At 39.4% G+C, this 13,635-nt stretch carries 13 protein-coding genes; 4 read left to right on the top strand and 9 right to left on the bottom strand.

The annotated features are described in order from the left end of the window. Positions 1-298: 298 nt before the first annotated feature. Together FMM05_RS19840 and FMM05_RS19835 are read left to right on the top strand one after the other, a co-directional pair. Entirely contained in the window at positions 299-1,297 is a 999-nt protein-coding gene (locus tag FMM05_RS19840; protein WP_143375165.1) for a PorP/SprF family type IX secretion system membrane protein, read from the top strand. A gap of 62 nt (positions 1,298-1,359) precedes the next feature. Next, positions 1,360-1,869, top strand: coding sequence for a gamma carbonic anhydrase family protein (locus tag FMM05_RS19835; protein ID WP_143375164.1), 510 nt, complete (start codon positions 1,360-1,362; stop codon positions 1,867-1,869). Positions 1,870-1,871: 2 nt separating this feature from the next. Here FMM05_RS19835 and murI read toward each other — a convergent pair whose 3' ends face one another. From murI to FMM05_RS19795, 8 genes are all read right to left on the bottom strand, one after another. After that, positions 1,872-2,654, bottom strand: coding sequence for a glutamate racemase (murI, locus tag FMM05_RS19830; protein ID WP_143375163.1), 783 nt, complete (start codon positions 2,652-2,654; stop codon positions 1,872-1,874). Positions 2,655-2,718: 64 nt separating this feature from the next. Further along, complete coding sequence (locus FMM05_RS19825; protein WP_143375168.1) at positions 2,719-3,228, bottom strand: OmpH family outer membrane protein; 510 nt, start codon at positions 3,226-3,228, stop codon at positions 2,719-2,721. Between the two features lie 43 nt (positions 3,229-3,271). After that, positions 3,272-4,342 (bottom strand): OmpH family outer membrane protein, encoded by a 1,071-nt coding sequence (locus tag FMM05_RS19820; protein WP_143375162.1) that lies wholly within the window; start codon positions 4,340-4,342, stop codon positions 3,272-3,274. 38 nt (positions 4,343-4,380) lie between these two features. Continuing rightward, entirely contained in the window at positions 4,381-7,038 is a 2,658-nt protein-coding gene (gene bamA / locus FMM05_RS19815) for an outer membrane protein assembly factor BamA (RefSeq protein ID WP_143375167.1), read from the bottom strand. Positions 7,039-7,045: 7 nt separating this feature from the next. Further along, positions 7,046-7,786, bottom strand: a complete 741-nt coding sequence (locus FMM05_RS19810; RefSeq protein WP_143375161.1) for an isoprenyl transferase — start codon at positions 7,784-7,786, stop codon at positions 7,046-7,048. Next, complete coding sequence (gene porG / locus FMM05_RS19805; RefSeq protein WP_143375160.1) at positions 7,787-8,470, bottom strand: type IX secretion system protein PorG; 684 nt, start codon at positions 8,468-8,470, stop codon at positions 7,787-7,789. A gap of 158 nt (positions 8,471-8,628) precedes the next feature. Then, positions 8,629-9,513 (bottom strand): NAD kinase, encoded by an 885-nt coding sequence (locus tag FMM05_RS19800; protein WP_143375159.1) that lies wholly within the window; start codon positions 9,511-9,513, stop codon positions 8,629-8,631. A 2-nt stretch (positions 9,514-9,515) separates the two neighbouring features. Beyond that, a complete protein-coding gene (locus FMM05_RS19795) occupies positions 9,516-10,175 on the bottom strand; it encodes a CBS domain-containing protein (protein WP_143375158.1) in 660 nt (219 codons plus the stop codon). Positions 10,176-10,276: 101 nt separating this feature from the next. Between FMM05_RS19795 and FMM05_RS19790 the strand changes: the two genes are divergently transcribed. Together FMM05_RS19790 and FMM05_RS19785 are read left to right on the top strand one after the other, a co-directional pair. Beyond that, entirely contained in the window at positions 10,277-10,990 is a 714-nt protein-coding gene (locus FMM05_RS19790) for a pyridoxine 5'-phosphate synthase (RefSeq protein WP_143375157.1), read from the top strand. A 1-nt stretch (position 10,991) separates the two neighbouring features. Continuing rightward, a complete protein-coding gene (locus FMM05_RS19785; RefSeq protein WP_143375156.1) occupies positions 10,992-11,756 on the top strand; it encodes an alpha/beta fold hydrolase in 765 nt (254 codons plus the stop codon). A 200-nt stretch (positions 11,757-11,956) separates the two neighbouring features. Here the strand turns inward: FMM05_RS19785 and FMM05_RS19780 are convergent, their stop codons facing one another. Continuing rightward, complete coding sequence (locus FMM05_RS19780; RefSeq protein ID WP_143375155.1) at positions 11,957-13,510, bottom strand: hypothetical protein; 1,554 nt, start codon at positions 13,508-13,510, stop codon at positions 11,957-11,959. Positions 13,511-13,635 lie beyond the last annotated feature (125 nt).

Here is a 13,635-nt window from a genome sequence, read left to right as displayed (position 1 = left end):
GGTAACCTACCCTGAAGGAGCAGTGACCAAAGAATTTAAAGCACACTTTACCCTGAAAAGGTAAACTATAAGTTAATATTGTAAAAATGCTGTCAGAGATGACAGCATTTTTTACAATATTATTGATATTATGTAACCAACCTAACACAAAAATTTATATATTTGACCGCTATGGAAAATTACTGTAAAGTAAGGGTGTTGCTCAGAATATGAATGATTGTGATAGAATGAACTTATTTACATTAATTGCCAAAAGAACTAATAAAAAGCACATTTCTCATTAAACGATAAGGTTAACATGAATTTTAAAAAGGTTTATCTCATTTTTGGATTGTTTTTGACTCAACTGTCTTTCGGGCAGGAAGGTATTGCAGTTTACACAGATTACTTGTCAGACAATTTATATTTACTTCACCCCTCTATGGCAGGAGCTGCAAACTGTGCAAAAATAAGGCTTACAGCACGCCAACAGTGGTTTGATGAAAATGATGCTCCTCAGTTACAAACATTAAGTTTCAATACGGCAGTGGGTACTAATTCAGGCCTTGGTGTTGTAGCTTTTAATGATAAAAACGGTTATCATTCTCAAACAGGTGCAAAAGTTACCTACGCTCACCATATTCGTTTTTCAAGAAGTGATTATGATCTTAACCAATTATCGTTTGGTATGAGTGCAGGCCTTGTGCAGAGCCGTCTTGATGAAACTGAATTTGAACCTGATTTTGACCCAATTATTGACGGCGGTATGAAGCAAAAAGATTCATACTTTAATGTAGATGTGGGTGCTTCATACAACTACCTTGATTTTTTTGCACACTTTACAGTTAAGAATGCTATTGCAAGTAAAAGGGACCTTTATACAGATGTTGAGAGCGATAACTTAAGAAAATACCTTTTTAGTATAGGTTATGTTTTTGGATTTAACGATGCTTTACAATGGGAGCCATCAATACTATTCCAAGCGGTAGATGAAACTAAAGAGAAAACTATTGACGTTAACCTTAAACTATATAAGGAAATGGATTTTGGTAGGTTATGGGGTGGCCTTTCTTACAGAAGGAGTTTAGATGGCGCACAGTACCAACGTACTCCGGGTGGTGCTATAGAAGAGCAGCATTTACAATACATTACACCAATAATTGGTATCAATTATAAAAGTTTCATGTTCGCTTATACGTATTCTTACTTAACAGGTGATGTTAAGTTTGATAACAGCGGTTTCCACCAAATTACAATAGGTTTAAACCTGTTCTGTAAAAGAGAGAAATACGACTGTAATTGTCCTGCAGTTAATTAATTATAAAGTAAATATTAATTCCGTCCCGATAAATTTTATCGGGACGATTTTTTTTAGAACATATGGTAATTAAAGAAGTTAACGGTAAATATCCGCAAATACCCCAAGATTGCTTTGTAGCTGATAATGCTACTATTGTGGGCGATGTTACATTTGGGTCAGAATGCAGTATATGGTTTAATGCTGTAGTAAGAGGTGACGTAAATTTTATTACAACCGGTAATAAAGTTAATATCCAGGATGGGGCTGTGATACATTGCACCTATCAAAAGCATCCTACAATTATAGGCAATAATGTTTCTATAGGGCATAATGCCATTGTGCACGGCTGTACTATACATGATAATGTACTTATAGGTATGGGAGCTATAGTGATGGATAATTGCGTTATAGAAAGCAATTGTATTATTGCAGCCGGCGCTGTTGTAACGCAAAACACGGTTGTAGAATCTGGTACTATTTATGCCGGTATACCTGCAAAAAAGGTAAAAGAGCTAAACGCTTCTAATTTTGCGGGTGAGATAGAGAGGATATCTAATAACTATGTAATGTATTCTTCTTGGTTTAAATAGATTTAAAAGTCTTTTTGCACGACATTATATCCATCTCCCAAAATGGTTTTTAATACTGCGGGGTCTGAATTGGTATAGAAAACCTGTTTGCATTTTTGGGCGCCGGTATTAAGTAGATTACTGGCAAGCAATATCTTTTTTGTTTGCCTCGCAACTGCCTCGCCACTATCTATTATTGTAACGTCTTTAGGGAGGATCTCCTGTATTTGTGGGATAAGATAGGGGTAATGGCTGCAACCAAGCACTAAGTGGTCTATATTGGCTTCAATCATCGGTTGCAGGTACTGCCTTAAAAGTTCTTTAATCTCCTCCGATTGGATCATGCCATTCTCTATAAGAGAAACAAGGTTGTAGCCTACCTGTTCAATTACTGTTATATCTTTAAAGCCTGATACCGTTTTGGTAAACAGTTCGCTGCTTAAAGTACCTTTTGTTGCAAGTATACCTATAGCTTTAGTAACGGTATGAATAGCTGCCGGTTTTATAGCGGGTTCTATACCTATAAAAGGCACATTGTATTTAGCCCTTAATTCTTTAATGGCATTGGTGGTTGCGGTATTGCATGCCACCACAATTATTTTACAGCCCAGCCCTAAAAGGTAATCAGTGTTTTTAAAACTAAGTGCTATTATCTCTTCTTTTGATTTTTGCCCGTAGGGAGCGTTTTTGCTATCAGCAAGGTAAATGCTGTCTTCGTGAGGTAAAAGGCTGTGTATTTCCTTCCAAATCGACGTGCCGCCTATGCCAGAATCGAACAGGCCAATGGGTTTAGTGCTGTTATCCATATAACAAATATAAAAAAAACGGCTCAAAAATTGAGCCGTTCCTTTTTATTGCTTAAAGCTTTTATTAAAAGCCAAGTTCTTTCTTTACATCTGCAAGAAGATCCGGGCCATCTGCTAAAAGAAGGCCACTTCCTGTAGTAGAATCTAATACATACTGGTATCCTTTAGCTTTAGCTACTTTTTGAATTGCAGCCCTTGATTTCTCCATGATAGGCTTATATATGGCTTCTTGCTTGCCCTGAAGCTCTTTAGTTGCATTTTGTTGATAATCCTGAATCCTTTTTTGGAAATCCTGAACCTCTTTGCTCCTTGTTTCGTTAACAGCATCGGTTACTGTAGATGATTCTTTTTCATACTGTGCAACTTTTTTCCTAAACTCCTCAACCATACTGTTATATTCAGTATCATATGTTGCGGTAAGTTTTTTAAGTTGTGCATCGGCAGCCTTCATCTCAGGCATATTGGTCATAAGGTCACTTACATTAATGTGCGCTACTTTAGCCTGGGCATTTGCTGTTTGGCTTATTCCTGCAAAAAGTAATGCAGCGATTAATAAAGATTTCAGTTGTTTCATCATTTACGGTATTTATTATTAATTTTTGTTTTTAGTTTATCATTTAGTCATCTCCATCTGTAGGAGATGTTGCGGGCGTTTCTGTTGCGGGCGGAGTTGTAGTGGTACCGTTTTTAGCATCTTCGCGTGCTTTTTTGGCAGCTTCACGGTCTTCCAGTATTTTCTTTTTGCGCTCTTCTATTGCTTTTTTTCTATCTTCTAAAGCCTTTAATTTAGCATCTTTTGCTGCTTTTGCTGCATCCTGTTTATCTGTTGCTGTGGCATCGGCAGGTTTCTCTGTGCTTGCCTCACCATCAGTCTCTGTTGTAGCAGGTGTTTCTTTAGGAGTAGTTGCCGTTGCTGGTTTGCCTGTTTTAGCACCGTTTCTTTTTGCTTCCTGCTCTTCTTTTAATTGTTGGCGCCTTGCATCATAAGCCGCTTTTTTAGCTTCTTGTGCTGCTTTCTTTTCATCAAGCTTTTTCTGCCTTTCTGCTTTCTTATCCTCGGTAGCTTTTTTCCTGTCGGCATATTCAGGATCGGCCTCAAGCTCTTCCTGTTTTTCCTGCTCATCAAGCTCTTTTACTTCTTTGCCGCTCAGCTTTTCTCTTTTGGCAGATCTCGTAAGGCGTTTTACAACATAATCGCTTATATCATATTTTTTTGCAGCAAACATCATGGTAAGATCTGATGATTTATCAAAGATAAAATCAAACTTCCTGCTTGTTGCAAGGTCCTGAACGATACTAAATACCTGATCCTGTACCGGCTTTACCAATACCGATTTCTGGCTTATAAAATCTCCGGTAGGTCCAAAACGCTTTTCCTGATATTCTATAAGGTCTTTTTCAAGAAAAGCTATTTCTTCCTCACGCTCTTCTATAAGCTCTTTGGTAAGCAGGGCTTTTTCTGCCTGAAGGCCTTCTTTAAGCTTGCTTATATCATTGCGCTTAACCTGCATTTCCTGCTGCCATTTATTGGCTTTTTGTTCAAGCTGGTTTTTAGCTTCGGCATAATCCGGCACTTTGTCCAGGATATAATCCATATCTATGTAGCCTATCTTTAAACCTTTTGCTGCCTGTGCATTTACTGCAATGCAGGATAAAACTGTAAGTACTGTAAATAAAAATTTCTTCATAGCCATTTACGTATTAGAAAATATCATGCCAATTTTTTTTAGAACTGCTGACCTATGATAAAATGCGTTTCCCAACCATTTTTTTGCTGGTATCCGGGAAGCGGATCGAATCCATAGCCGAAATCTATACCCAATAAACCAAAGGCCGGCATAAACACTCTAAGGCCAAAACCTGCCGAACGTTTAAGATCGAACGGGTTATATTCTTTAAAGTTTGCATATGATGCACCTGCCTCTAAGAACGTAAGCGCATAAATAGATGCCTGAGGCTTAAGTGTTATAGGGTAACGCATCTCTAACGTAAACTTGTTATAAATTGTTGCACCTATCTGTACACCTGTTGCATCTACAGGGCTTAAGGACTGGTTAGGGTAACCCCTTAACTGTATAACCTCGCGGCCATCAAGCGCATAGTTTGCCATACCGTCTCCACCAAGGTAAAACCTTTCAAACGGTACAAGGCCTCTTGCAGAGTTATAAGCTCCCATGTAACCAAACTCGGCCAAGGCACGCAGCACAAGCTCGTGAGACGGTGGCCCTGCAAGTTTAGTATACGTATCTGCCTTAAACTTAATTTTATAATATTCCAGCCAGTTGAACCTTTTTTGGTCGAATTTAGAGTCGTTTAGACCTGCTTCCTGATAAGTTTCAACACGGTTGCCGCTGTCGTTTACATAATCACCGGGATTAACGGTAACTCCGTTAGCACCCTGATAGCCTACGCCCGTTTCATTCTTTAATTTATACGCTTCCTGGTTTCTAAGTTCGGCATAATCTATACCGTTAACCAGCGAGTATGGGAATGTTGTCCTGAAGCTTAAGCTGTATAGAGCACCATATGTAGGGTAAATTGGGTTTCGGCCCCTGTTATCCCTTGTAAGTTCTGCGGTATACGCTAAGTTTCTGGATGTTCCGTTACCAAAGGTAAACAATCCTGTGTTATAATTATTTAAATCATAATACTGAAATGTTAACGAGTGAGATAGCCTCATGTAAAAATCGGGAGAGCTAAGCCTTTTTGATACACCCATCGTAATGGATGATATTGTAAAGCTCTGATCCCTGTCTACATCCCTGCTTGAGTAGTTGTATAAAAACTGTTTACTGTGCGATAATGATGTAAATAACTGTATTGGTTTTTTACCACCAAACCAAGGCTCTGTAAACGAAAGGCTATACGTTTGGAAATAGGTACTACCCTGTAACCTTAATGATAGTTTTTGCCCATCGCCCATAGGTAGTGGTGTGTATGCTTTTTTGTTAAAGATGTTACGCATAGAGAAGTTGTTGAACGAAAGCCCCAGTGTACCGATGAAGCCACCACCGCCGTAACCGCCTTGTAGCTCTATCTGGCTCGATCCTTTCTCTGTAACATTCCACTCAACATCTACGGTACCTGTAGCAGGATCCGGATTTTTAACGTCAGGGCGAATGGTTTCTGCATCAAAGAAGCCCAGTGCCCCAAGCTCGCGAATGGTACCTATAACGTCTTCTTTGTTCCATTTTTGGCCCGGCCTTGTCCTTAACTCACGGTAAATTACTTTATCGTTCGTTTTATCGTTACCTACAACAGTTATCCTGTTAAAGTAGGCAATAGGTCCTTCAACAATACGAATTTCGAAATCTATAGTATCATTGGCAGTCCTTGTTTCTACAGCATTGATGTTAGAGAACAGGTAACCATTATTTTGATAAAGGTTGGTAATATCGTCGGCATCCGGTTTAGGGTTTGCTATTCTTTCCTGAAGCAATACGCCATTATAAACCTCACCTTTTTTAATACCTAATATCTGGTTTAGTTGTTGGTTTGTATATACAGTGTTACCAAGGTATTTAATTTCGCCAAAATAATATTTGTTACCTTCCTGAACATCAATATCTATAGATACCATGTTCTTTTTAGCATCATATATTACAGTATCGGCTACTACACGTGCATCACGATAACCTTTTTCTTTGTATTTGCTTATAACCTTATCAAGGTCTTCTTTGTACTTATCGGCAATAAATTTAGAAGGCTTAAAGATACGTAATGGGTTAGGGAAAGCTTTAACCTTAGTAGCACTCATGGCTTTTTTAAGCTTGCCATCGCTAAGCTTTTCATTACCATTAAAGTTGATAGCTTTTATTCTTACTTTTTTACCTTTATCTATGTTAACCACCATTTTAACAGCATTACTGTCGGGTATAACATTAATAGCTACTTTAGTATTGTAGTAGCCGTCTTTACGGTATTTGTTCTCTATGTAGTTTTTAGTAGTAGTTAGCAGGTTCTCATTAACTACCTTGCCTTTTGTAAGGCCTGTATCTTTAATAAGGCTTTCCTGCTTACCCTTTTTAACGCCCTGCATTTTTACATCGCTAAGTTTAGGTAGCTCTGTAATTGCAAGTTCCAGGTATATACTGTCGCCTTCAATTTTATTAACCATAAAATCTACATCGCTAAAAAGGCCCAGTTTCCAGAGCTTTTTAATAGCGGCGCTTATTTCTTCTCCCGGTACATTTATAGACTGGCCTTTTTCGAGGCCGGTAAACGTAACAACAGTTTGCTCATTATAGCTCATTTTTCCGGTAACGGAAATATCAGCAAGAATGTATTTGCCAGACTCCAGCCTGTTACTTTCTTGTGCAAAAACACTACTTGTGGTTGCAAAAAATAAAATTCCGATAAATAATGCTATGCCCTTTTGAAGCATTTTAGTGTTATTTAACTTGTTCACTGGTTTTTCCAAATCTACGTTCTCTTTTTTGGTAGCTAATAATGGCATCGTGTAAATCCTTCTCCCTAAAGTCGGGCCAAAGCACATCGGTAAAATACAACTCGGCATAGGCAGCCTGCCAAAGCAGGAAATTGCTAATGCGCTGCTCGCCGCTGGTACGTATTACCAAATCGGCATCGGGCATGTTGTGTGTGTAAAGATGGCTCTGTATTACAGACTCGTTAATATCAGCTGTGTTTAATTGATTGTGTTTTACTTTTTCGCTAATTGCTTTTACAGCATTTACAATTTCTTCGCGTGAGCCGTAGCTTAGCGCCACTGTAAGTGTCATGCCGGTATTAGCTTTGGTTTTTTCTATAACTTCAAACAGCTGTTTGCGGGCTTTTTCAGGGAGGAGGTCTGAATTGCCTATAATGTTAAGCTTAATATTATTTTTTATAAGCTTGCTAACTTCTTTTTTTAATGAAGTAGTTAGCAGCCCCATAAGTGCATCTACCTCTAACTTGGGCCTGTTCCAGTTTTCTGTAGAAAAGGCATATAGCGTTAAAAATTTGATGCCCAGTTTTGCGCAACCTTCTACCGTTTCCTGTACTGATGTGATAGCGTTTTCATGGCCAAAAATACGCAGCATGCCTTTTAGTTTGGCCCAACGGCCATTACCGTCCATAATCACGGCTATGTGTGCAGGCAGGTTATTAGTATTTATGGCGGTAGTGTTCTCCATCTATTCTGAACAGTAACAAGGTTTAATACCAAAGGTATAGGTTAATGTAACGCCGGTAAATACATACCAGTCGTTGCTTTCTAAATTGCCAAAGCGCAGGTTGGCATAATTTTCATTATCAGGGTTGCTGCCGTCCAGATTATCTGTAAACGTGTAGCGTGCGCCGGCCTCTACGCCCAGTACAAAATTTTTGGCAATATGCGCTTTTATACCCACTGTCATGGGTATTGCAAGTGCACTGCCGTTCTCATCGGTTTCGTCTTTGCCGTTTATTATATACAGCTCATCGTACCAAAAATAACTTAAGCCTCCATAAACGTAAGGCGTAATTTTAAAGCCTTCTTCATGCAGGTTAAAGTCGAAAAAATTAAATTCAAGGCCTAAAGATAACTCTTTTACCGTATTTTCAAACTCAAAACCGCGTTGTTTACGCCCCGGTATCTCACTATCGGCATCGTTAGATGATATGCGGCCATAGGTAAACGATGCCCTCCATGCGTGGCGTGGGCTTCGGTTCCATTTATATACTATGCCCAGGGCAAGATCGTCGGGAGCAACGTAATCCGTTGGCCCAACGTCTCCAATATAGTTTGCGCCGCCTGCAAAAACACCCAGTTCATTTATCTGGGCATTAGCCTTAACGGACATCACGATTAATAATAAGACAAAAAGTATGCGTTTCATTAAATGAAAATTGGGTGCAAATATAACAATATAGATTTCTAAATAGCCTTACTATAGACAATTTACCATCTATTTAATTGTACAGACTGTAAATTGTACAGACTTGAAAACGGAATAACTGTAAATGTAGTATGTGTGCCTAACTAATTTGGCAAAAATTAATTTCGCTTATCCTCGCCCCACAGCAGTTTTTTGCGGAGCGTGTCCAGGAATTTTTCCTGCGGAAATTCTACAAGATTAATTTTGAAATTGCCTTTTTTAATGCGCAAAACTGTTTCTACATTAACCGACTCTATCCTGGAGTCTAACGAGATAAGGTGCTGCTCTTCGCGGCTGCTCACTGTAAGTTCAATCTCGGTATCATCGGGTATAACCAGTGGGCGCGCATTAAGGTTATGTGGTGCAATAGGAGTTATAACCAGGCTATTAACTTCGGGGGTTAATATTGGCCCCCCGCAACTAAGCGAGTAGCCTGTAGAGCCTGTGGGGGTTGAGATGATAAGCCCGTCTGCCCAATAGGAGTTAAGGTGGTCTCCGTTAAGGCTAACATCTATTGTAATCATAGAGGTAGTGTCTTTACGGCTAACGGTAATTTCATTAAGGGCATAGTCAAGATAATCAGGATCGGTACTTTTATTATCGTAATCTACCGTAAGCAGGGTACGCGGCGATATCTTGTATTTATTTTCAAAAATAAGGGGTAGCAGGGTTTCAATATTTTCCTGCTGTACGGTAGCCAGGAAACCCAGCCTCCCGGCATTTATACCCACAATAGGTATGTTTTTATTGCGAACAATTGTTGCAGCACGCAGCATTGTGCCATCGCCACCTATGCTTATAAACATAGTAAAACCTTCATCAAGCCCTTCGTGGCCTGTAAATGTTTCAAAAGTGTCCTGTATAATTCCTTTTTCTAAAAGTACTTTATAAAAGTTACTTTCAAAAACAACCTCAGGCTGGTAGGTGTTAAAAACACCCAGCACCTGCTTTATAATATCTTCGGTATTATCTTTATAATATTGGCCGTAAAGAGCAATTTTCATGATTAAATGTTCAGGTATTTGTCTAAATAATCAGAACGGTCTTTTAATGTATTAAGGTAAGCATCTTCCTGGTGTTCTGTAATGATGTCGTAATTGTAGCGCCTAAACGTCTGTATAATCTCACTCAGGCCTCCCAGGCTAATCTTAACGGTTATCTGTACCTTGTCGTTAGTAATTTCAGATACAAAAAGGCCCAGTAGCCTGCCGTTGTTGCTTTCTACTATTTGTGCTACCTCGCTCATGCTGTATTCCAACACACCTTTTTCTACAACAACAATACCTCCGGCTTCTTTAAGGAACGGGGTTTGGTCAAAAAACTTAATAATATCGGTAATTTCGTAGTAGCCTATATATTTATTTTCCTCGTTAAGTACCGGTACTACATTAGTTTCGTTTTTAGCAAAAACTTCGAGTACGTCGAGCCAAATGGTAGTGTCCCTCACAAAAAAGCGCTCAAAATTAAAGCGTATCTCATCCATGGTTTTCTCTATATCCATAAGCTCTACATCTTCGGCACCGGCGCAACCTATGTATACGCCGTCTTCAAGTACCGGGAAATGAGAAAAAGGATATTCTGCAAACAAATCCTGCGCATCGGCAACCGTATCGGTGGTTCTCAGCGCTTTAATGTTTGAGTTTAAAAAGTCGGTAATTTCATTCATGGGGTTCACACTAATTTATATGCAAAATAATGAAAAATAAGCATAGTGAGCCCCTTTTACTTTGTATTTTTGTGTTACAAAAGATATTTCGCAACTATTATATGGCTAAATTAAGTGTAAACATAAATAAAATTGCCACTCTCAGGAATTCAAGAGGTGGCAATGTGCCCAACCTGTTGCAGGTGGCGGCCGATGTTCAGAAATTTGGTGCGCAGGGCGTTACCATACACCCAAGGCCCGATGAAAGGCACATTCGCTACCAGGATGCGCGCGACCTGGTGCCTGTTGTTTATACCGAATATAACATAGAAGGCAACCCCATTCGCGAATTTATAGACCTTGTTTTAGAAACAAAACCTACCCAGGTTACCCTTGTACCCGACGCCGATGATGCTATTACAAGCAATGCAGGTTGGGATACCATAAAACATAAAAGTTTTTTACAGGAAGTTAACCAGGAGTTTCAGCGTAACGGTATCCGAGTATCTATTTTTGTAGACCCGGACCTTAAAATGGTAGAAGGTGCGCTTGCTACCGGCGCCGAACGTATTGAACTATATACCGAGGCTTTTGCGCATGAGTATGGTTTAGGAAATGAAAGGGGTATAGAGCCTTACATTGCTTCGGCTGAATTGGCGCAACAATTAGGGCTTGGCCTTAACGCCGGGCACGACCTTAGCCTTGATAATATTAAATTTTTTAAACAGAACATTCCCGGATTGCTGGAGGTATCCATAGGGCATGCGCTTATTGCCGAAGCCTTATACCTTGGGCTTGATAATGTTGTTAATATGTACCTGCAAAGACTAAAATAATATGCTGCACTCACGTATAGAAGGCGAGGGGAAACCTCTTATAATTATCCATGGTTTTATGGGTATGGGCGATAACTGGAAAACGCTTGGCGGGCAGTATGTAGCCAATGGCTTTCAGGTGCATGCGCTGGATATGCGCAATCACGGCAAGAGTTTTCATAGCGACGAGTTCACTTACGATGCCATGGTGCAGGACGTAGCCGATTATGTTGCCGAAAATAGTTTGCAGAAAGTTGACCTGATAGGCCACTCTATGGGGGGTAAGGCAGGGATGTTTTTTGCCATGCAGCACCCTGAACTGCTTAACAAGCTGGTAGTTGCAGATATTGCCCCAAAATACTACACACCACACCACCAAACCGAACTGGCTGCACTTAATGTGGTTGATTTTAGCCAAAAGCCCGACCGTGCTGCGGTTGAAGCTACCTTATCTGAATATATTGAGGATGCAGGTACGCGCCAGTTTTTAATGAAGAACCTGTACTGGAAAGAACCCGGCCAGCTTGATTTTAGATTTAACCTTGAAGTTTTTAATAAAGAAATTGACAGTATAGGTCAGATACTCCCGGAAGGAACGGTTTTTAACGGCTCCACACTTTTTTTAAGGGGCGACAAATCTAAATACATTAAAGATGAAGACCTTGACTTAATCAGCAAGCATTTTCCTGATTATGCCATTAAAACCATATCTAACTCGGGCCACTGGGTGCATGCCGAAAATCCTAAAGAGTTTTTAGAGTATACACTGGATTTTTTACTGGAATAGTTTAATTGAGATCATTAATAAACAAAATAGTGTCGCACTTCGACAAGCTCAGTGTGACACTATTTTGTTTAGGGTAACGGTAATAAAGTAAATGTCATGCTGAGCTTGTCGAAGCGCGACATTTATGTTATTACACTATTTATTAGTCCGATAAATCAGATAGCGAACACTTAACTCCAAACCCGCAACTCTAAACTCCCTCACGTTACAATTTTAGGCAATACCGTTTGTTTAAGCCCCTCCATTACAAACTTCCATAGAAAGTTAAAAACCGATTTATCTTTAGATCGGCTAACCGCCACATTTACTTTTTTAAGCTCGCCATCGGTATCGTTTTTAACCAAAAGGTTGCCCAGGGCGCTTACCACTTTGTTTTTCTTTTTGCCATCTTTTTTATAAATACCAACTTTAAGGTCGTCATAATCTATGGCAAAAGTACCCGTGGCATTTTCGCGGTTACCGTTAAAAACAAAGCGCACCTCATTAATATCGCCTGTAGTGGTGGCATTCATAAGTGGTTTAGAAACTGGATTTACCTCCTCGGTTTTAATATTTTTAAGGCTGCCGGTAATGGTAAAGGCATCGCTAACATCAGGGGTGTTAAAAGACCAGCTAACCTTTAATGGCGCCGATTTCATAAACAGGCACTCAACATCAATGGTGGTGCGCGGCAGTTTGTCTTTATTTACCGGGCTGTAAGCATTAGCAACCGTAGCATAAAATTTAGAGAAGGTAACCTTGGCGGCGGGTTTGCTAAAGTTAAGTTGTTCCTCATACACCACAAGGCTGTTTTTAATAAGGATTTTATCGGCTTTAAGGTCAAATTTTACCGATCGTAAAAGTTCGCTGTACAGTTTTTTACGGCTGAGATCATCGTTAGGTTCTTTACTGCGGTATATATTAGCGTAAATGTTATTAAGCACAACTTCGGGCGTATGAACATACAGCGTATCCCGCACAAAACCCCAGTCTAATTTAGGAATGTCGATTTTTGCGGCTTTAAGGTTAAACTGGTCCAGCTCTTTAGGGAGGCTGTTGCTAAACTGCTTACGGGTTTGCTTAGGCGTCATTTTAAAGTCTGCTATAGAGAGTGTACTATCGGTAGATACAAGTTTGTTGGCAGTGATGGTATAATATGGCCCCGCGTTATAAAACAGGCTGTCGCAGGTAAAGCGGTAATCGCGGTAGCGCACAGGTATGTTGTCATCTACCGTGCTGCTGTCTACGCTTATTTTGTACAGGTTAAAGTTAACATTAGATGCCTTAATTTTAAATCCTTTATTAGTATCTAGCATTTTAAAGCTGCCATTGGTAATAATAAGACTACCGGTTTTTACCGCGTTTTTAAAGGGTTTTTCTATGTCGTCTTCAACACTGTATTTCTTTTCGCGATGGTATAAAATAATTTCAGGCTTATCTATAGTTACAGAGCTTGCCACAATGCGGTCGTGTTTAAAAAATTGCCACAGGCTAACCCCACTTACCCCGATTGATCCTATTTTGCCAAAAACACCATTTTTAACGGCGGCGGCAATACTGTCTTTAGGTGCAAGTGCTGCATTATGCATGGTAAAACTGCCGCCAATAACATCAATATCCAGGTCGGTATAGTTAATGCTGTAAGGAAAATCCTTTTCTTTTTTAATAATTTCGGGTAGTTTTTTCTCAATATAATAACTTACACCAAAATTTGCCAGTAAAAGCAGTATGATCAAAACCAGTATAGTGATGGCTGTAATTTTAAGAATGCGCATGGCTAAGGTAATTTATGATGAAATATACTACCTAATTTTGAGGTTGTTATAAACTTTATGTTTTAATTAATAAGCGTTGATTTTGAGTTAAAAGGTAGATTATTAATTATTTGGTAAATTTTTTA

It is taken from the genome of Flavobacterium zepuense, assembly GCF_007097145.1.
Lineage (GTDB): Bacteria > Bacteroidota > Bacteroidia > Flavobacteriales > Flavobacteriaceae > Flavobacterium > Flavobacterium zepuense.
Note: the sequence above shows the minus strand (reverse complement) of the source record. Positions and strands in the feature narration are given on the sequence as shown.

Bases quoted from the DNA above. Each gene is read 5' to 3' on its own strand.
- FMM05_RS19825 (WP_143375168.1), bottom strand. From the start codon at position 3,228: ATGAAACAACTGAAATCTTTATTAATCGCTGCATTACTTTTTGCAGGA.
- FMM05_RS19785 (WP_143375156.1), top strand. From the start codon at position 10,992: ATGCTGCACTCACGTATAGAAGGCGAGGGGAAACCTCTTATAATTATC.
- FMM05_RS19790 (WP_143375157.1), top strand. From the start codon at position 10,277: ATGGCTAAATTAAGTGTAAACATAAATAAAATTGCCACTCTCAGGAAT.
- porG (WP_143375160.1), bottom strand. From the start codon at position 8,470: ATGAAACGCATACTTTTTGTCTTATTATTAATCGTGATGTCCGTTAAG.
- murI (WP_143375163.1), bottom strand. From the start codon at position 2,654: ATGGATAACAGCACTAAACCCATTGGCCTGTTCGATTCTGGCATAGGC.
- FMM05_RS19840 (WP_143375165.1), top strand. From the start codon at position 299: ATGAATTTTAAAAAGGTTTATCTCATTTTTGGATTGTTTTTGACTCAA.
- FMM05_RS19780 (WP_143375155.1), bottom strand. From the start codon at position 13,510: ATGCGCATTCTTAAAATTACAGCCATCACTATACTGGTTTTGATCATA.
- FMM05_RS19820 (WP_143375162.1), bottom strand. From the start codon at position 4,342: ATGAAGAAATTTTTATTTACAGTACTTACAGTTTTATCCTGCATTGCA.
- FMM05_RS19795 (WP_143375158.1), bottom strand. From the start codon at position 10,175: ATGAATGAAATTACCGACTTTTTAAACTCAAACATTAAAGCGCTGAGA.
- FMM05_RS19835 (WP_143375164.1), top strand. From the start codon at position 1,360: ATGGTAATTAAAGAAGTTAACGGTAAATATCCGCAAATACCCCAAGAT.
- bamA (WP_143375167.1), bottom strand. From the start codon at position 7,038: ATGCTTCAAAAGGGCATAGCATTATTTATCGGAATTTTATTTTTTGCA.
- FMM05_RS19800 (WP_143375159.1), bottom strand. From the start codon at position 9,513: ATGAAAATTGCTCTTTACGGCCAATATTATAAAGATAATACCGAAGAT.
- FMM05_RS19810 (WP_143375161.1), bottom strand. From the start codon at position 7,786: ATGGAGAACACTACCGCCATAAATACTAATAACCTGCCTGCACACATA.